At 66.9% G+C, this 18397-nt stretch carries 14 protein-coding genes and 1 tRNA gene; 9 read left to right on the top strand and 6 right to left on the bottom strand.

The features are described from left to right. Nucleotides 1-3 precede the first annotated feature (3 nt). Complete coding sequence (locus tag HD597_RS55965; RefSeq protein ID WP_253756494.1) at nucleotides 4-297, bottom strand: hypothetical protein; 294 nt, start codon at nucleotides 295-297, stop codon at nucleotides 4-6. A 2-nt stretch (nucleotides 298-299) separates the two neighbouring features. Continuing rightward, nucleotides 300-2108, bottom strand: a complete 1809-nt coding sequence (locus HD597_RS55960) for a hypothetical protein (RefSeq protein WP_253756492.1) — start codon at nucleotides 2106-2108, stop codon at nucleotides 300-302. Between the two features lie 395 nt (nucleotides 2109-2503). Between HD597_RS55960 and HD597_RS66335 the strand changes: the two genes are divergently transcribed. The 5 genes from HD597_RS66335 (at nucleotide 2504) to HD597_RS55935 (ending at nucleotide 10376) form a co-directional block, all read left to right on the top strand. After that, entirely contained in the window at nucleotides 2504-5938 is a 3435-nt protein-coding gene (locus HD597_RS66335) for an ADP-ribosylglycohydrolase family protein (protein ID WP_253756490.1), read from the top strand. Next, nucleotides 5931-6719: a carbohydrate kinase family protein gene (locus tag HD597_RS55950; protein WP_253756488.1), complete on the top strand. Its 789-nt coding sequence runs from the start codon at nucleotides 5931-5933 to the stop codon at nucleotides 6717-6719. Before HD597_RS66335 ends, HD597_RS55950 begins: the two co-directional genes overlap by 8 nt. Nucleotides 6720-7026: 307 nt before the next feature. After that, nucleotides 7027-8052: a hypothetical protein gene (locus HD597_RS55945; RefSeq protein ID WP_253756486.1), complete on the top strand. Its 1026-nt coding sequence runs from the start codon at nucleotides 7027-7029 to the stop codon at nucleotides 8050-8052. Between the two features lie 191 nt (nucleotides 8053-8243). Continuing rightward, complete coding sequence (locus HD597_RS55940; protein WP_253756484.1) at nucleotides 8244-9431, top strand: HNH endonuclease; 1188 nt, start codon at nucleotides 8244-8246, stop codon at nucleotides 9429-9431. 54 nt (nucleotides 9432-9485) lie between these two features. Next, nucleotides 9486-10376, top strand: a complete 891-nt coding sequence (locus HD597_RS55935) for a restriction endonuclease (protein WP_253756482.1) — start codon at nucleotides 9486-9488, stop codon at nucleotides 10374-10376. A gap of 108 nt (nucleotides 10377-10484) precedes the next feature. Here HD597_RS55935 and HD597_RS55930 read toward each other — a convergent pair whose 3' ends face one another. The 4 genes from HD597_RS55930 to HD597_RS55915 all read right to left on the bottom strand — a co-directional run bounded on the left by HD597_RS55930 (nucleotide 10485) and on the right by HD597_RS55915 (nucleotide 14235). Beyond that, a complete protein-coding gene (locus HD597_RS55930; protein WP_253756480.1) occupies nucleotides 10485-11849 on the bottom strand; it encodes a tyrosine-type recombinase/integrase in 1365 nt (454 codons plus the stop codon). After that, nucleotides 11846-12037: a helix-turn-helix transcriptional regulator gene (locus HD597_RS55925; RefSeq protein ID WP_253756478.1), complete on the bottom strand. Its 192-nt coding sequence runs from the start codon at nucleotides 12035-12037 to the stop codon at nucleotides 11846-11848. Before HD597_RS55925 ends, HD597_RS55930 begins: the two co-directional genes overlap by 4 nt. Nucleotides 12038-12565: 528 nt before the next feature. Further along, a complete protein-coding gene (locus HD597_RS55920) occupies nucleotides 12566-13438 on the bottom strand; it encodes a DNA methyltransferase (RefSeq protein ID WP_253759891.1) in 873 nt (290 codons plus the stop codon). A 5-nt stretch (nucleotides 13439-13443) separates the two neighbouring features. Continuing rightward, nucleotides 13444-14235 carry a hypothetical protein gene (locus HD597_RS55915; RefSeq protein WP_253756476.1) on the bottom strand — a complete coding sequence of 264 codons (792 nt, stop codon included), beginning with the start codon at nucleotides 14233-14235 and terminating at the stop codon, nucleotides 13444-13446. Between the two features lie 411 nt (nucleotides 14236-14646). On the opposite strand from HD597_RS55915, the gene HD597_RS55910 reads away from it, so the two are divergent. From HD597_RS55910 to HD597_RS55895, 4 genes are all read left to right on the top strand, one after another. Then, nucleotides 14647-16098: a hypothetical protein gene (locus tag HD597_RS55910; protein WP_253756475.1), complete on the top strand. Its 1452-nt coding sequence runs from the start codon at nucleotides 14647-14649 to the stop codon at nucleotides 16096-16098. Between the two features lie 17 nt (nucleotides 16099-16115). After that, nucleotides 16116-16189, top strand: a tRNA-Leu gene (locus HD597_RS55905). A 374-nt stretch (nucleotides 16190-16563) separates the two neighbouring features. After that, nucleotides 16564-17367: a hypothetical protein gene (locus HD597_RS55900; RefSeq protein ID WP_253756473.1), complete on the top strand. Its 804-nt coding sequence runs from the start codon at nucleotides 16564-16566 to the stop codon at nucleotides 17365-17367. A gap of 297 nt (nucleotides 17368-17664) precedes the next feature. Beyond that, a complete protein-coding gene (locus HD597_RS55895) occupies nucleotides 17665-18057 on the top strand; it encodes a pilin (RefSeq protein ID WP_253756471.1) in 393 nt (130 codons plus the stop codon). Nucleotides 18058-18397 lie beyond the last annotated feature (340 nt).

Genomic DNA, 18397 nt, shown 5'->3' with positions numbered 1-18397 from the left:
CGATCACGCCAAATCGGGTAGAAGCGCAGCGGTTTTACGGAACTGCTCAGCTCGGCGCCGCAGGGCCTCGGCGGTCGCCAGGCACGATTCTTCAAGGTCGGCCATCTCACGCCTGAGGTGGGAAGCATCTGTCAGGTACCGATCTGCAGCCGCCCCCTTCCAAATGGGCTCGCTCTCACTTGCCCGCAACGGGATTCCGTCGAACGTGGCAGCAATGCTTCTGGCCGCGCCAGCGAACGTTGCGGCAAGCGACTCCTTCTCGGCTGCCTCGCGGAGCAGTTGCTCTCTGGTCGGCATGATCAACCGCCTCTTACCTTCAGAGCGCCGGTCACAGCTCCGAGCATGCGGCCCATGGCGGCCTTCCTCAAGTCGTCCTGCTCCAGTGTTGTCGGCAGGCTCTGCCCGTTTGCCCTCAGCGAGTCGATCATCGCATCCACCTGCGCATTCACGAGGTCCGCGGCGACCGTCTCTGCAGTAGCCGGCGTCTTTCCGTCCAAGTAATCCGTGATTATCTTTTTCAATCGGTCCTTGACCTCATCGAGCACCTTAGCCTTACCAGTGCCTGGGATCTTGCCTGCCACCGGCACGAACTGATCCATGAAGTCGACCGGCATCAAAATGTTCCCGGCGAGCCACTCCGCATACTGGTCGTCACTCCATTCCGCGTAGGCCGACCCAGACAGCATCAGGCTTGCCAGCGCTCCCGCCCGCTCGGCGTAGTTGCGAAACGCTGCCGCATTGTAGTCGCCCGCACCGAAGGGAGGAAAGCGGCCCATGTCCATTTCCTCGACGTATTGCGTACCCGCCTTTCTCAAGGTTTCCGATGCAACAGGGTCTTGTGCAAGGGCGCCGAAGAAGCGGGCCGTCACCGCGGGCTCGAGCGTGTTCCATGGGGCTCGCGGCGCCAAGTAGGGAAGCGGTACCGGTGGATACTTTGCTTTCTTAGCCTTGGCCGTTTCGTAGGCATCGCGAGCTGCTTGGTCAGCCTGGCCTCGTGCGAGCTTATCGAGGATGGGGCCGATGTTCTTAGCCAGCACACGGCTGACCGGTGAATTGGGGAAGGTGCCGAGACTGCCGCCGATCCAGAGGGAGTGCTCGGACCCAATGCTGTTGATGACGTTGATCCAGGCGCGCTCTCGGATCTCGTCCACCCCGAAGTTCGGCTTCAACGCCCCGTCCAACGCCTCTGCCAGCGCTTGTTCATAGGCAGGGACGCCGCTCGACCTGATGGTGTAGGCGTCGAGCATGGTCCCCGCCTCTTTCGGGTGCTCGGCCAGGAATCGCTGGAAGGCCTCGGGGTTCGCCGCGAACGCCTTGGCCAGGTTGTACAGGTTCCAGTTAGGGTCCGTCGGGAACGCGTCGGAGTTCGGCGGCCGGTTCAGCAGGTTGGTCGCCACCTTGGTGAGGAACGCGCTGGACTGCGGAGCCGACGTGACGAGGGCGGTCAGGATGTCCGAAGGCGCGGTCTCGACCATCTTCTGCCATTCGGTCCCGAGCCGCCCAGAGCTCTCCGCGCTAGCGAAGGCTTTGGCGAGCAGGCCCGGCAAACCGTCGCTGGCTCGCTTGGCCGACTCCGGGGTCAGGCCTCGGCGATCTCCGGCGGCCCGGTTGTTCATCCAGTCGCGGAACAGCTTCTGGAATCTCGTGGGGCCGAGTGCCGCCAGCAGCGCCGCAGCGTAGGCGGGATCAACGACGCGTCCGTTGAGCGCCGCCGCGGCCTTCTCCACCTCGGCCCAGCTCTGCCCGGACAGGTGCTCGTCGTGGCGTTTGAGTGCCTCGGTGATCGCGGCTGCGTCCTTCTTGGCCGCCTGCGCTGCCTCCGTCCGATTGCTGAAGGGCATGGTGGCGGTCAGCATGCCTTTCTGCTGCGTCGGCACCATCCGCTTGAGGGTGTCGACGCGCCATTTCAGGTCCTGCTGAGACTCGTGGAAGAACGCCCACGTCCGGTGCATCGCGGTGACGCCCGCACGGCCGGCCCAGTCCGCACCGGCTTCAGCGATCGCCGCTTCGAGCCCCGGCCGTGTTCTGCCGAGGACATCCTTCCCCATCTCCATCTGGCGGATGAGCTTGTCTGCGCCGAGGGGATCGATCCCGACGAACTCCCCCATGAACCCTCCCAGAGGGTGTGGCTTACAAGGCGGAAGTCAAGCACGTCCTGATACGCGAGGTAAACGCGTTATACGTTCTCATTAACTATTTGAACCGCCGATATATGGTCAGGCCACAACAGCCTCGGCGACCGAATATCGCCCTGATGTCCACCTGCTCGGCTCCGGCGATAGCCCACTTCCCAGCAAGATTCACGACCGAAACCCGACGTCACAATCCACCGCTGCCGCGCTTCTCAGCCGAGAAGGTGGAGGGATACGTCGCCTCGGTGTAGAACCGAGTACGGCGGCCGGGCCAGGCTGGCTAAGGCATGGCGCGTGGATCACGTCATGCCTTCTCGATTTTCGTCCTCGTTGGAGAACCGCATGCGATTTGCACCATTGCAGGACTGACTGTGCCGATCTTCGAAGAAGACCCGGCCAAGTCCGTAGTGGCTCCTGACCGTTCGCTCGACCTCTTCGCGAATCGCTTCGAGCTGACCCGGCATGTCGTCTCGCTCGTCAATGACGACCCCGCGTCGGAAAAGATCCTCTACTTGCACGGGCTGGGCGGCAACGGCAAGTCGTTGCTGTTGCGGCACCTGGAGCAGCGGTGCTGCCTACGTACGGAACGGTGGACGACCGTCCGCAACGTCTCCGACGCGGAACTACTGGAGCAGCTGGCCGAGGGTGGCGAGCGGGTCCCGGTCGCCCGGATCGATTTCGGAGCGCGGCCAGCAGGTGAGAACCGCCCGCAGGAAGCGTTCTCCGGGCTGTTCATGCTCAAACGGCAGCTCGCCCGGTACGGCATCGCGACCCCGCGCTTCGACTTCGCCGCGATCACCTACCTGCACAAGCTCGGCTTCGACATCGCCAGCCGCGTGCCCGAGCTGTTCCCCCGGACAGAGGCCGGCATCGCGCTGGACATCGCCGACGCCATCATGTCCCTGCCGGTTCTGCGCGTGGGGCAGCAGCTGTTCCAGCTGATCAACGAGCGCATGGACCAGGTCTTCACTCGCCGGCGGGTACAGCGCCGTGTCCCCCAGCAGGACGCTGAGCGGATTCTCACGCTCGTCCCCGAGCCGGATCTCCTGCACGAGCTCCCCTGCCTGTTCGCCAAGGACCTGAACGACGCCACCGGCGACCATCCGCGGATGGTGCTGCTCTTCGACACCCACGAGGCGTTCTTCGGCGAGGCGATCGGGGACCCGGACAGCTTGATCCACGCGGACAAGCTGATGCGGGACGAGTGGCTACGCTGCCTCCTGGGACATCTCGACCTGGGCGCCGGGATCGTCGCCATCCTGGCGGGCCGTACCCGGCCGCAGTGGCCGTCGGCTCCCGTCTTCCCGATCCCCGACCGGTATCTGGATCTGCGCCTGGTCGGCCACCTGACGAGTGCCGACGCCCACCAGTACCTGAGCATGGCAGGCATCACCGACCCGCCCATGCGAACAGCCCTGGTCGGGTACGCCTCCACCGCCCCCGACGAAGTGCACCCCTACTTCCTGGGCCTGTGCGCCGACGTCGCCCTCGCCGCAGGGGCACGCCTGAGCCCGGCGGACTTCTCCGGCCTGGTGGACAAGGAGCGCGACCTCGCCCACCGGCTGCTGCAATGGACCCCAGCCGAAGCCGAGTACGGGATCCTCGCGGTCAGCGCGTGCCGGGCCTTCACCGCCGAGACCTTCCGCCGCCTGGGGCAGGCACTGGACTTTCCCTGTGACCGCAGCGCGTTCGGCAGGCTGACGGCGTTCTCCTTCATCGCCCCGTTGCGCGGGGGCACGGCCAGTGGGTCCGACGCGTACACCATGCACAACATCCTGCGCCGATCTCTGCAGAACGTCCGCCCCGCCGAGCTACGCCGCGCGCACGAGGTTCTAGCCCGGTACTACGGCGAGGGTAAGGAGTTCACCGCCGAGATGGAGGCCGCCTACCATCTGAGCCATCTCGACCCCGGGCAGGGCGTGGCGGCCTGGGTGAGCCTGATGGATCGCGGGCTCGCCACCGGCCGCTTCGACCAGTGCCGCGCGCTGGCGGGCCTGCTCGGCGACCTGCGCATCGATCGGGACGAGGACCGGGGCCGCTGCCTGTACCGGGTCGCCCGCGCCTACCTCGGGCTGGGGCACTGGGACCAGACCGAAGCCCTGCTGAACGACCTGCCCCACAGGTCAGCCCACGCCGAACTCGTCCGCGCCGAGGTGGCCTTCTGCAGGGGCGACTTCGACCGGGCCGAACACCTCGCCCAGACCGCCCTGGCCCTCGCGGAAGGAGACGCGCGGCACGGGTTCCTCTTCCGGCTGGCCGAGATCGAGCTCTACCAAGGGCGCTTTGCCGACGGACGCCGGCACGCCACCGAAGGCATGAACAGCACGGCCGACCAGGCGCCGTGGCTCAAGCTCCTCGGAGAGATCGAATACTTCTCCGGCAACGTCGACCGCGCGAACACCCTCATCAACCAGGCACTACAGGAAGTCGCGGCCCGTCCTGCCCATCTCAGGGACCAGGCGCTCCACGCCGGCCTGCTGCAGGACGCCGCCCTCGTCGCCGAAGCCACCGGCGCTTGGCGCATCGCGTTGGACAGCCAGAACAAGGCGCTCGCCATCCGCAAAGCCTCCGAGGACGCCCGCGGAGTCGCCCAGTCCCTGCATGGGCTGGGCAAGGCCCAGTGCGGCCTCGGCCTGCTGAAGGAGGCAGCTCGCAGCCTGGCAGAAGCAGGCCGCACGGCCCGCGATCTCGGGGACGGCCTGCTGGCGGCAAAGATCACGCACAGCGAAGCCGACATCCACCTGACCAACGGCGACCATCCGGGCGCGCGGCGGCTGACCGAGCAGGCACTGATCGAGTTCAAGCACCATGGCACTCCGTACGACATCGCGGCAGGCCATCTGTCGCTCGCCCGTCTCGTGCAGGGCCGCGAGCGCGTCCGTCATGCCGACATCGGGCGGCGGCTCGTTGTCCAGGGAGGGTTCGACGCGCTGGATCAGTTGTTCCCTGACCAGGCGGTCCCCTCCGCAGAGCGGATCCTGAACGGGCTCGTCGGGTTCTGCTGTGGTGACGCTCTCGGCGTGCCGTGGGAGGGGAAGCCTCCTCAGAACATCTCCCTCACCGACACCCTGACCGCCCGCGGGGATTGGCCACCCGGCAGCACCTCGGACGACACCGAACAACTCATCCTACTCGCCGAGAACCTGATCAGCACCGGCGGCTCAGAACGCGCCTTCCTGACCGCCCTCGCCGCAGCACTGCCCACCATGCACGGCGCCGGCCCGACCACGCGACGAGCGGTCGCGCGGTTCGAAGCGACCGGATCCCTCACGGCAGACGGCGGAGGCACCAACGGCGCGATGATGCGCGTCCTGCCCATCGGCTGGGTCACCCCCGCCACCGAGACCCAGCACCGCCGCGAACTGGTCGAGCGCATGACCAAGACCACCCACGCCGACGCGAGAGCCATCGCCACCGCCGGCGCGATCGCCGCCATGGGATCGTGGGCACTCGAAGCCTGCACCGCCCGGGAACTGATCGCGGTCGCCAGGGAAGAGCTCGAGCACTTCGGCGTCTCCACCGTCGAGGAGTGGGAACCGAGCCCCGGCGGGGTGTCGCTGGATGTCATGGACACGCTCGAAGCAGTCCTGCATGTGCTCGGCCTCCACGAGGAACCGGTTGATGCCATGCGGTACGCGGTCAGCCTGGGCGGGGACACTGACACCGTGGCTGCAATCGTCGGAGGCATCCTGAGCTGCCGCCAAGACGCGGTGGACATTCCCTGGGCGTCGCAAGTCGTTCTCCCCTCGTCTTTGGAGAAGCTTGCGCAAGGACTGCGGGCAACGCGACGGTCTCTGTATGCCTGACTTCTGGATCATCGGGCCGATCGCCTGGGACCTCGCCCTGTACGTGAATCACCTCCCAGCAAGCGGTCACTTCGTCCAGGCCGCCGAGAGCGCCGAGCGTCCCGGGGGCACCGGCGCGAACGTCGCCACCGCGCTTAGTCAGGCCGGAGGCCGCGTGCACATGGTGGGATACGTGGGAGCGGATGCCGCTGGCCACAGGATGACGAAGGCGCTGGCCTCAGCCGGGGTGGACGTCGATCACGTCCAGATTCTGGACGGACACACGTCCTCCGTCGTCCTGCTCATCGAACCCGACGGCGAGCGCACCATCATCGGCATCCACCCCGATCTCCTGCATGAGATCACCATCCCCGCCTCTGCCGTAGCGCCAGGCGACATCGTCTACTTCGCCGCCTGGCACGACGTGTTCGCCTCCGCAGCCCAGGCCATGGCCGCCGCTGGAGCGCTGGTCACCAGCGTCCCGCCGGGCACGACGCCGGCCATGCAGTACCTGATCGGCTCTCGCAATGACTTCACCACCATTCCCGAAAACATCACCTCGATCGTGACCGAAGGCGCCGACGGCATCGCCGTACATTCAGCAGGCGACACCGAGCATTTCCCCGCCGTCCCCACCGAGGTAGTGGACGCGACTGGTGCCGGGGATGCCTTCGCGGCTGGCCTGCTCTGGGCGATCGGCAGCCAGAGACCGCTCGTCGAAGGCGTGCGGCTTGGACTGACCTGGGCCGCCGCCACCGTACGGGCGAAGTCATCCATGCCCGTGGAGACCGAGGTGAAATAACGGGCGACGACGGGATGTCCGCGTACCGCACAAAGCATCCCGCCGACGAAGTGGGGGGCCACTTCTGGAGCGCGCTCGAGGTGTGAAGCCCGAGCATCGCGATCGCTCTGGTGCCTGCCTTTGCGTGGGAGCGGAGAAACGAGGCGAGGGAGCAGGGATAAACCACCGGCCGCTACCGCCCATCAGCGTGGCGGGCCCGGTTTCACGAAGATCGTCATCAAGCACAAGAGGCGCCATGGCACCCTGGCGGCGGCCCTTGATTCCGGCAAGACCCGTTCTGTCGGACCCACCTGTCAAGATCGCCTGCATGAGCACACCACCCCCCACGACCGCGAGAGCGGACGTGCACGTGAGCCATCACCAGATGCTGGTGAACGACGAGACGCTCGCCGACCATCCGTCGCACGTCCCCAACGGCCTGACGGCGTCGGCCCCGGGAGCGGCGGTGATCCGCACCGGCATCCACACCGGAGTCGTGGACGTCACGGTGCAGCTCGCCGACGCGCCGCCTGCCACCACGGCGGAGGGATGGGACGAGGTGGAGGAGGTGGAGCTGATCACCTTCACGGGCGAGATGCGGCTGCGGGGCCTCATGGGTCACCTGCCGGAGGCGCTGCCCAACCTCACCCCGCACGGTCCCGGCCGCTACGGCATGCGCGTGCACGCACGCGGACGCGACATCGACCCCTGCGCCGTGCCGAGTGTGCCCTTCGAGTTCTACCTGGTCACGATCTGGCCCATCGAGGTGGGGCCGAAGGCGCGCGCCAGGCTCGGCGTGGGCGTCGCGGAAGAGCTGGGGCTGCCGGACAAATCCGCCGAGATCAGGCGCTGGGCCCGGGAGCATGCGCGGCCGGTGAACGAGCCGGGACGTCCGGCCGGGCACGTCGCGTCCCCTCTGCCACCCACACCCGTCATGGGCACCGCACGGGCGATCGAGCATCGGCTGCGGATCGTCAATCCCTACCAGGAGCCCGCCACCGAAGCGGCGCTGCCCGAGCGCCTGGTCGCCGCCGCTCCGGACGCGGTGGTCATCAGGACGCTCAAGGGCCGGGGCGCGGTGGGGGTGCACGTGCGCTGGGATCTGTCCGGGGCCCGCGGGCCCGTCTCCCGGTGGGAGGAGGCGGAGGAAGTCGAGTTCGTCACGACGACCGGCATCATGCAGATCGAGGGCATGCACACCCGCGATGGAGCGCCGCCCCCCAACTTGACCTACCAGGGCGCCGGACGCTACGGCCTGCGCGTCCACGGGCGAACGCGGCCGGGTGGCGGGCTGTCGAACCGGCCCGGCGAGTCGTACCTGCTGGTGGTGTGGCCCATCACGCTTGGCATCTGAAAACGCCCGCGCCACGTGTCCCCCTCGGCGACCATAGGAATACGCCGGGAGGTTGGCTGCCTCGTCAGTTGCAGACGAGCAGGGGTGTCAGCCCCCCGGTTGGGACGTGTCCAGGAGCTGTTTGGCCTGTTCAGCTGGGGACTCTCACTGGACGTCCGTACGATGTCGGTCTCCGGACATATCGTGATCGGATGGCATTATCCGATCTCAACCGTGAGATAGTCCTCCAGGCCATCGAGGAGTACGACCAAGCGGGCCGTGACACCTTCCTGGAGCGGTACGGCTACCGGGAAGCACGTGACTACTTCATCATCCACAACGGGCGCCACTACGACTCCAAGGCCATCGCCGGCGTTGCACACCGCGGTGTCGGCGGACGCCCGCTTCGCGCTGCCGAGTTCTCCGGAGGAGCTGCCACGGTAGGCAAGGTCCTCGGCGACCTTGGGTTTCTCGTCACTCCACGACGCGACGTGTCCCCCGCCAGAACGCTCTTCGACAAGATCGAGAATCTCGACACCGCCCGTTCCTCCAACGGCCAGCGCAAGCGCCACCAGCCCCTCACCCTGCTCTGGGCGTTCGGCCGAGCCGCACGCCGGCAGGGACGCCTTACTCCCTGGGATGTCACAGGCGCCGAGATCAGCGCACTCATCAACGAATTCGGCCTGGAGGATGACCGGCCCAACCCCGAGTACCCCGTCTTGAAGCTCGCGCACTTCGGGTTATGGACGCTGCCCGACCACCGGGAACCTCCTCCGTCCAGCGGCAGCCCGCCTCTGAGCTGGATGAGGCGGAACCAGCCGATCTCCGGTCTTCGTGAATGGGTCTACGACCTGGTGGTCCAGGACGAGACGGTACGGTTTCAAGCAGCCGCGTACCTCTTGAGCACCTACTTCCCGGATGTGGACCAGAACGCGCTGCTCACCCGCGTCGGCCTGAACCAGGCCGACGACGAGGAGCTCACGCCACCTCAGGATGCCCATCCTCCAGAGCGCCGCCCAACCACGGTGAGACGGATCATCCGGGACAATGCGCTCTCCAGGCTGATCAAGGCGCTGCACGATCACACCTGCCAGATCTGCGGGATTCGGCTTCTGCTCCCCCAGGGCCCGTACGCCGAGGGAGCGCACATCCGTCCGCTCGGCAGCCCGCACGATGGTCACGACGTGGCAGGAAACCTTCTGTGTCTGTGCCCCAACGACCACGTGCTCTTCGATCAGAGCGCGATCGTCGTTGATGACGACCTCGTGGTGCTCGATCGGCTTACCGGCGAGTCGAAGGGCATCTTACGCACCGTTACCGGGCACGAGGTGGATACGCAATATCTGGCATACCATCGCAATTCATACTTACGCATGAATGCAGCCAGTAAGCAGGTGTGACCTGCGATCGAAATTGTCGGGCCTCTCTGCGATGATTTCCCTGTGACGAGCCCAATGGTGCCCACCTACAAGGACCTTTTATGGCCTACCCTCACGACTGTCCGAGACCTCGATGGTTCCGGATCAATCACTGAGATCAGCTCCAAGCTCATCGAGAACGAGCAGTACTCGGAAGAACAGCAGGCCGTCCTCAACAAGAGGCGGTCGAAGAGCCTGCTGGAGGAGCGGATCGGCTGGGCGCGGAGTTACCTCAAGGGCATGGGGCTCCTCACCAACAGCAAGCGGGTGTGGTCTCTCACCGAGTACGGGCGCACGGTACGGCTGGACGAGATCGAGAAGCTCCACAGGGGCTACCAGACAGCCGTTCGGAACAGGCAGCGACAGGAGAGCGAGCAGACCACCGATCTGCAACAAGAGGCGTCTACTCCTCCGCAACAGGAGCTGCCGGTTCCTGGCAGCAGCGACGTGGAGGCCGGACAGGAAGGCTGGCGCGAGGTTCTCCGTCAGGCCCTGCTCGCGATGCCCGCGGACGCCTTCGAACGCCTGTCACAGCGACCCCTGCGCGAGGCCGGCTTCTCCAACACCCACGTCACCAAGCTGTCGGGGGACGGCGGCATCGACTGCTGGGGGAAGTACCGGATCTCGCTCGTCAGCTTCCCTGTGTTCTTCCAGTGCAAGCGCTACCGCGAGGCTGTGGGCGCGCCTGAAGTACAGGCCTTCCGTGGTGCGTTGAGCAGACGCGGCGACCGTGGGTTGATGATCACGACAGGAACGTTCACCGAGCCCGCCAAGCAGGAAGCCACCCGCGATGGGGCAGTGCCCATCGATCTCTTTGATGGCGATCAGCTCTGCGATCTCCTCAAGGAGTACGGAATTGGAGTCACTACAACAATCCGCCAGGTAGAAGACGTGACAATCGACACGAATTTCTTCCAAGGAATATAGCGACCAAACAAGACAAGTTGGAGCAGGTTTCCCTACCGTGAAGAACAGCCGATGGTCGTGAAGCGAGACGGCCCCAGCGCAGCCGGGGCCGTCGACAGCTACAGCGACCTACTCGGTCAGGACCTCATTGATCTTTGAATTGATGTGCTCCTGCTGTCCGTCCATGCACTTCGCGTAGACGCGCAGCAGCACCTCGACGCTGTGCCCGGCCCGCTTGGCGACTTCGACAGCAGGTACGCCCGCGTTCAACCACAACGAGACCGCCGCGTGGCGCAGGTCGTATGGCCGCCCCGCCAGGGACGAGGTGATCTGTTCCGGACTGAGGGCGAGTTTGCGGGCCTCCTGCCAGACGTAGGAGTGCGCCGAGCTGGAGTAGGTGCCGCCCGTGCCTGTGTGGAAGATCCTGCCGTCCCTGGCTGTGCCGAACTCGGCGATGTGTTCGCGGAGGATGGCGACCAGGACGGGTGGGATCGGAATTTCTCGTGTTTCCTTTTCCGCTCGATGCTTCAGGTTCCGGGACTCGTGGGTCTCGCCTGAGTTGGTCCACCGCTTCGTTCCCTGTGGCCGCGCCTTCTCCAGGACGATCTGGCCCCAGCCTGATTCGGGCAACGTGCAGTTCCTCAGCCGCAGGTCGGCTGCCTCCTCCGGCCTGAGTGCGGCGTAGTAGATGCAGGCGAACAGCGCCTTGAGCCGTGCGCCCCGGTGGCGTCCTACCTTGGGGACGGCGTCCAGGAGCTGTCGCGCCTGGGCGGGGTTGACCACCGTTCGAGGGTCGATGACCGTGACGGCCTTGGGTGCTGTCCATTTGATGCCGTCCATCGGATTGCTGCTGAACACCTTCTGCTCTACGGCATGTTCGAGCAGGTGATGGAGGATGGCGCGCTTGCGGCGCACCGTGTTCGCTCCGGCCGGGGAGCCGGTGAACGTGATCGAGATGGCCTCCAGGGCTGTACGAAGGATGTGCGGCTCCCCGAGAGCCGCCAGCGGCAGGGACGCGCGTTCCAGCCAGTTCAGCGCTGCGGCTTGAGCCGCGGTCAGTTCCAGCCGCCGGTTTCTTGGCAGGAGTACGTGATTCCGGAGCACCTCCCGCAGCGCCTCGGTTGCGGGACGGCGAGGGGCGTCTGCCACCAGGGCGGGAACCAGCGACAGGAGCGCGTACGCGTCCGTTTCTCGCGTTCGAGCCGCTGACGTGTTCCAGCGCCGGAGAACATAGGACTGGGCGAACTCCAGGAAGGAGGGCCCGATGGACTCGGATCCCAGCATCGATACCGGCAGCCCGGTAGCGACGTCGAACTCCTCCCCTGCCTTGGTCGCCTGCCGTAGATCGGACATGAAGGCGGTGGCCAGCCCTTTGGTGCGGAAGCTCTTGCACTTCTCCTTGCCGGCGATGCGCCATCGGGCGATGTAGGCGGTGGTGCCCCGGTTGGAGCGCTGCTGGATCCCGCCGAGCTTCACGTCGTAGGTGGTCCTCATGCCGCTTCCCGCCGTGACTCGATCCAGGCGTTGAGATCGCTCCGCCAGACGCGGAGTTCGAGGTTGGGAAGCTGGATGCAGACCGGAGCTCGGCCGAGCTGGCGCCAGCGGTAGAAGGTGCGGCGGGAAACGCCGCCCAGTTCCTGGAGGACCTGGGTGACGGTCAGCAGCTCGTCGTTCCTGCTCAACTGTCACCGCCTCGGGAAGAGCGGGATGCCTCTGGGTGGTAGGGCGTTGCAACGGCCGGCTGGCCAGCACGACCGTCGTCTGTCGGGCCGTCGAGGCGATCGGTCACCGTGATGACCGCGCGGGAGCGGGCAAGGTGGTGCAAGATGAATGCATCCTCTCCAGTGAGCTGGGTGGGATGGCCCTCGGCCTGGCGGACGTCTTGGCGGATGTATGGCCAGGCTGGGGCCGCTTTTTGTGAGCGCGGCATGGCTCGATGTCGCTACGTGCGCATGCGGTCTTGGGTCGCTGTTTCGCGGCAGTGCTAGCCGTCATGCATGAGGACCTCTCCTTTCGGGTGCCCGGACGGGTCGGGCTTGTCTCCCGCCGCTGGGAGCTGCCGACGATGATCACTTGGCATAGCGGGTGTCCCAGGCGGGCGGGCGCGGCATATGAACCCGCGCCTCCGGTTCCGTCGTCAAGTCAGGCCGCCCGGCATGTTCGCGCGATGGCTGGGACCGTTTCTCCGTAACCTGGGGCCTTCTGCCTCTTCAGGCGGCGTTGCTGTATCCAGAGGTGGTCGCGGGCGAACGCGTCCGGTCAAAGAAGATCAACAGATCTTCGTGTGCGGTCGCGTGGATAGGAAGGCCGCGGGCCCAGCCCTTGCGTGCCTCGTGCAGCTGAAAGAACGAGGCCCGGTTCAGGATCGCGTCCTGGCCCAGCCCGCACAGCAGGCAGACGATCCGGTCAGCGAGCACCAACCCGACGCGTTCGGCGATCTTCTGGACGTGGCCAGGCAGATCAATGAGCTCTCCACGATGGCGGTACGGGCGTACCGTCACCGCGATGACCCCGTCGGAGCGCAGGAGCGCACGGCAGCCCGTGAGGATCTGGGCGAAGCCGTCCAGCAGTACGGGAAGGCTCTGGTGGGCCAGGTTGGCGCGATCGCGCGAGTAGCGCTGGTTCCACTTGTGGATGCCCGGCTCGCCGGTGTCACGAGTGGAGCGGATGTGACCGTGAGTCGCCGACCCGTACGGTGGCGAGGTGAGCACCAGCGCGGCCTGACCCGCCAGGTCGGGCAGCAGGTGGGCGATGCCACGGGCATCGCCGGCGAGCACCGTTCCGGAGCCGGTGGCGCCCTGGCGGCGGGCGTGGGCGAGGTTGGCCACGGCGAGCTTGGCCCAGTCCGCCTCGTACTCCACCCCGGCCGCGTTGCGCCTCTGGTGGACAGCTTCGACGAGGGTGGTGCCGATGCCGCACATCGGATCAATGACCAGGTCGCCCGGCTGAGTGTAGGTGTCGATCGCGCGGGCGGCGATGGCGGGCAGCATCTTGCCGGGGTGCTGCATCGATTCGGGGAGATAGCGGTGCCGTCGCTGGCTACGGGAGGGCTGCTGGCCTGTCGCCCATACCGATGTCGTCATCTTGATCACGCCTGCTCTCCCTCCAGCCAGGCACTCTCGCCCAGCACCGGATCGGTCACGTTCTCGTCAGCGCTTGTGATGGATGCGGTCCGCGGCCGGGTGAAGATGTACAGGTCGCTGTGCACCCTGGCGCTGATGGGCAAGCCGCCGTCCGCTGCTCCGGTTCTCGGCACGCCCCATGTCAGGGGTGGCTCAAGGCGTTCGCCGCGAACGGGGACGCGCAGAGCGATGATGTGCTGCAGGTACAGCAGTCCTGCGCGCTGAGCCTCTGCGATCAGGGCTGGGGCCGGATCGACGGGATCCTCCTGACCGTGATGCAGGCCGGTTACGACGGCGAGATGGCCCCCGGGCTTCAGCAGCGCCGCCATTCCGGACAGGTCGAGGTGCGTCTGTCCAACCGTGTTGGTCCGTTCGTGTCTCCGAGATGGGCAGGCGTGGGTGCGAACGACCAGGGAGGCAGTTCCCTTCAGGTGCCGGAGGTCTGCGAGCAGGGTGTCGGGACGGGTGAGACGGAGGTCGGAGACCGCCAGGTCGTGGTCAGGGTGGGTGGTCGCCAGGATTTGGCCGATGACACGGGCCAGGACGGGGTCGGTGATGGTGGCCGTGGCCTGGCAGCCCATCGCCAGAGCGGTGGAGATGACGTGGTGGTCGGAGGCGTTCAGGTCGACCACGAGGTCACCGAGCCGGGTGCAGGCGGTGACCAGATGGCGAGCGAGCGGCCCGCTCACCGGGACGCAGCAGCCGCTGCGGCAGGTAGGAACGGCTTCGGTGTCTGCGGCGCCCGGCCAGACGCTCAACGGCAGATGGCGTTTATCGACTGCGCGAGCGGGCTGGCGGTCGGTGGCGGAACGGTCGGGATGTGCGGGTGGTGTCATGGTGGTGTGGCCCGGTTACCCGGGGCACCTGGTCCCTGTCACCTCTCTAAATACCGGCGTCGAAGACCGAATTGGGACACGATGACGGGCAAAGGCTCGGTCATGCTCTCGCTCAACGGTCCCCCGGAGCTGGCGTTCGGGCTGCGAGTTTCCGTACAGGTTCCGGACAATGTCCGGACAGAAACCGTCCATCAGCATCCCTGCTCGGAGGGATGTCCCGAACAGCGCCGTGATTCCCCGCCCGCTTCAGCCCTGTTTGCCCAGGTTGGCGAGGTGCGATGAGATCGTTTGATCCACCCACTTGGCAACTACCACCGCCTCATAATGGGAAATGTGACCAAATATGATCACGAGGCGGGCGCGATGCTGGCGGAGTTGCACGCATCACTAGATCAACGGCGGCGCCCCGAGGACATCGCCGAACTCATCCTGCGAGCCGATCTGGCCCTGGGATCGGAAGGGCACGGCCTGACAGGTCAGGAGCGTGCGCTGCTGGATCGGGCAGCGGCCCACTCCAGCGCACGGCGCGGGTACGCGACCTCGATGAGCGAGGACTTCGCCCGGCCCGTCGGCGGAGCGCGGCAGGTAGCGGCTACGGCGCGGTTGTTCGAGGTGCTCGATGAGGCGGCCGTGGTGGACGGCGACCTGCCGGACGCGCTCATGGCGTTCGCCACGCGGATGGGTGGCGAGGTCGGCTGGGCCCCGGGCCGCAGCGACTTCCTTGACGACCGGCTGGATCGGGAGGAACGCGCAGCAGCGGGCATCGACGTGTCGAAACGCCAGTACAACCGGCGATTTCGTGCGCTGCGCCGGCTGGAGGCCAAGGCAGGGACGCTGCGCCGGGAACAGGACAAGAGGCGTCTGACGCTGATCGGGCGGTCCGGGTTCGCGTCCCGGATCACGCTGGAGCGCTTCCGGAGCGATCCGGCGGCGGCGTACTTTGTCGCGTATTACGTGGCCCGCAGGAACCTGCGCCGCCAGTTCTCGCTGTCGGGCAGGGGGCACGCGTTCGACGAGATCGCTCAGATGTTGTTGCGGCGGTGCGGGGACGGCTCGGACTGGTCGATGATCTCGTGGGTGTACACGAACGCGCAGGTGCTGACGCGGCTGACCGGCACCGAGCGAGGCCGGTTGCTCGGCATGTGGTCCACGGCCATGCGCGAATGCGCGGACCACCTGGAGGAGGTGTGGGAGCGCAGCGACTTCGACCGCGAGGACATGATCGTGTACCGCGGAGACGACTCCACCACCTGGAACCTTCTCGCTCAGGCGTACAACACCGCTCGGCTGTCATGGCTGGAATGCCTGATGGCGACCGGTGCGCTTCACCTGCTGGACGTGTCCTGCCCCGGCAAGGTGATGCGGCTGATGGCCTACGACCTGGTGCGCTGGCGTCGCAGCACCGGCTCGGACCTGGACCCCGACACTCTCGTATGGGCGCAGCTGCCCCTGCCCTGGGACGTGCTCAACGGAAGAGCCTCCTGCACCCGGCAACAGGTGGAGAAAGCCTGCGGGCGCGCCGGGATCGTCGCGAGCCAGCGCGGCTGGACCGCGCCGCGGCCGAAGCGCAGCGTGCCACTCTTCGAGCTGACGCCCGAGCTCGTGCACGGGGTCGAGATCGCCGACCCCGTGTGGGCGTCGTTGCTGCGCAGCGCGGGGGCCTTCAGCGGCAAGCACGTCAAGCCGGGGCGTGACGCGGAGATCCGGCGCGCGTTCGAATCGGGTGTGGTGACCGGGGAGATGCCTGCTCCTCCCGAACCCGGTGGCGGCCAAGGCGCCGGCTGACCATAATGATCAATGGCTTCGCCGTAGCTCAGCGGTAGAGCGCCCGGCTCAGCATTCCGGGTGGACGCCGGTTCGAGCCCGGCCGGCGAAGCCGACCACGTTCGAACGAGCCAGCAGGGCATTCGCCTCGTTGGTAGCGTCGCCGGTTCCCTCTTCTGCCTGCCCGCATGGGGTGCTGCGGAGTTTCCGCATCTTTGACCTGCCATTCTCGCCTCAGCACTGTTTCCGCAGGTCAGAACGCTTTCGGCCAAGAAGCGTACACAGACCGGACCGGCGCGCGCAGCAGCCCCGCGACGGTACTGAAAGCCATGTCAGCCCAGGTCAGAGGCAGTTCTGGGCACTCCCCGCACCCTTGAAGTGATCTTTATCCGAGACGAAGTCTGCCCGGAAGCTGTCCCATTTCTGTACGGGGCCTCTGGCGGCATGAGCGGCATCCCAATCCGCTCACCTGCTTCGGGGGCTGCCATGAACCACACCCGCTCTCACTCCGCCGAGATCACCACCACACCGGCCATCTGCCCGGGCAACACCCTCATCGCCGCCGGGCAGGCCCGTCCATTGGACGTGGCGGAGCGCTCCTTCAGGCTCCTCATGCAGGGGCCACAGCCGCTGGCCGTCGATGGCCGCACCCTCGGGGCCGGGCTGCCCGCCCGCCCGATCCCGCTCGACGAGCTGGGCACTCTCCTCCTGCACCCCGCGTGCAACCGTGCGACCCGGGACGAGGTCTGGCGGCACCTCATCGAGCAGGCCCGCACCCATCGGGGCGCGTGGATGGTGGCCGCCGTGACGCTGGCGGCGCCGATGCTGCGCGGCCTGGTCAAGACCTTCACCGAGACGCTTTCCGTCGAGCGCGAGGAGTTGGAGGCCGAGGTGCTGGCGTGCTTCATGGAGGCGCTCGGCCGGGTGGAGCTGTCCTGGTCGCATCCGCTGCTGCGGCTGTCGCGGCTGACCCAGTTCGCAGTCATCCGCGCGCACGCCGCCGACCGGCCGGATCTGCTCCCCGAGCCCGACACCAACGGTGACCTGCGAGCGCTGCGTTACCCGACCGGGCATGCCGATCTGCTTCTGGCCCGGGCCGTCGAGCTGGGCATCATCACCGCCGACGCGGCCGAGCTGATCTCCATGACGCGGCTGGACCACATCTCGCTCACCGCCTACAGCCGTGCCCGCGGCCTGCTGTATTGCACCGCGCTCAAGCGCCGTAAGCGTGCCGAGGCCCGTCTGCGCCAGGCGTTGCTGAGCGGCGACCTCTCCAGCAATGCCGAATGAAAGATCACGCTAACCTGCGCCCCTTCTTCAAGACCACCGGTCATGAACGGGCAAATACTGCCGACCCAGATGTCTGATCTCGGCCCTTCACCCCGGTCTTTTAGCAGGTGAAAGGCAGCGCGGACGGCGCCGGTTCCGGACAGGCCGCACCCGGTCACCCGGTTCCTGTCAGCACCGGACCACCCGCTCGCACCACGCCAGAAGGAGGACGCCCACCCGGCCACGCCCGGGGCCCGGCACCTCCGCGCCGCCTCTCATCCCGGCCAGTCATCACACCCGCCTGCACAGGAGGCAATCGTGATCCCACGCAGCCGATTCACCAGCCGCAAGAGCCTGCTCGCCGCAGCCGTCGTCGTCGCGGCCCTCACGTTCGGAACGCTTCTGGAGCTCGCTCTGGCGCACTTCGCCCAGGCCACCGCCACCGCTCTCGCCGCCGAAGGCGGTGGTGGGAAGGGCGCAGGCTCGCTGAACCAGGTGATCGACAACCTGCGCAACGTCATCGTCGGTCTGCTGGTCGCCCTCGCGACTTTGTTCCTGACGGTCGGCGGGGTGCGCTACATCCTGGCCGGCGGCGACCCCGGCGAGGTGGAGGCGGCCAAGAAGACCCTGCGTTACGCCGCCCTCGGCTACGGCATCGCCGTGCTGGCACCGCTGCTGGTCACCGTCCTCAAGGGCATTGTCGGAGCCTGACAGTGTCCCGCCAACGGCCGCCGCGCCCGCCCGGCATACGCGGGCTCCGAACCCTTCTGCGGTGCGTGGCGCAGGCCCTCATGATCACCGTCATCACGCTCGTGGTCGCCACGACCGGAGCCTCCGCCGCACCCGAACCACCATCGACGCCATCGCCGACGTCCAACCCGGAGCCCGCACCGCTCACCGAACCCGAACCCCGCCCGGTCCCGCCTTCGGCAATACCGCTTGGGCCGATGCTCACACCACCACCGCACCCGCACCCGACCTCCGGACCCACCGCCCCGGCATCAGAGCCGCAGCCGGTGCCGCACGGCGAGGCGGAGGAGTGCGGCTGGCT

This window comes from Nonomuraea thailandensis (assembly GCF_024172165.1).
Classification (GTDB): domain Bacteria; phylum Actinomycetota; class Actinomycetes; order Streptosporangiales; family Streptosporangiaceae; genus Nonomuraea; species Nonomuraea thailandensis.
This window is presented reverse-complemented; position numbering and strand designations above follow the sequence as displayed.

Coding starts and splice junctions, on each gene's coding strand:
- HD597_RS55935 (WP_253756482.1), top strand. CDS start 9,486: ATGGTGCCCACCTACAAGGACCTTTTATGGCCTACCCTCACGACTGTC.
- HD597_RS55960 (WP_253756492.1), bottom strand. CDS start 2,108: ATGGGGGAGTTCGTCGGGATCGATCCCCTCGGCGCAGACAAGCTCATC.
- HD597_RS55930 (WP_253756480.1), bottom strand. CDS start 11,849: ATGAGGACCACCTACGACGTGAAGCTCGGCGGGATCCAGCAGCGCTCC.
- HD597_RS55945 (WP_253756486.1), top strand. CDS start 7,027: ATGAGCACACCACCCCCCACGACCGCGAGAGCGGACGTGCACGTGAGC.
- HD597_RS55950 (WP_253756488.1), top strand. CDS start 5,931: ATGCCTGACTTCTGGATCATCGGGCCGATCGCCTGGGACCTCGCCCTG.
- HD597_RS55940 (WP_253756484.1), top strand. CDS start 8,244: ATGGCATTATCCGATCTCAACCGTGAGATAGTCCTCCAGGCCATCGAG.
- HD597_RS55920 (WP_253759891.1), bottom strand. CDS start 13,438: ATGACGACATCGGTATGGGCGACAGGCCAGCAGCCCTCCCGTAGCCAG.
- HD597_RS55965 (WP_253756494.1), bottom strand. CDS start 297: ATGCCGACCAGAGAGCAACTGCTCCGCGAGGCAGCCGAGAAGGAGTCG.
- HD597_RS55900 (WP_253756473.1), top strand. CDS start 16,564: ATGAACCACACCCGCTCTCACTCCGCCGAGATCACCACCACACCGGCC.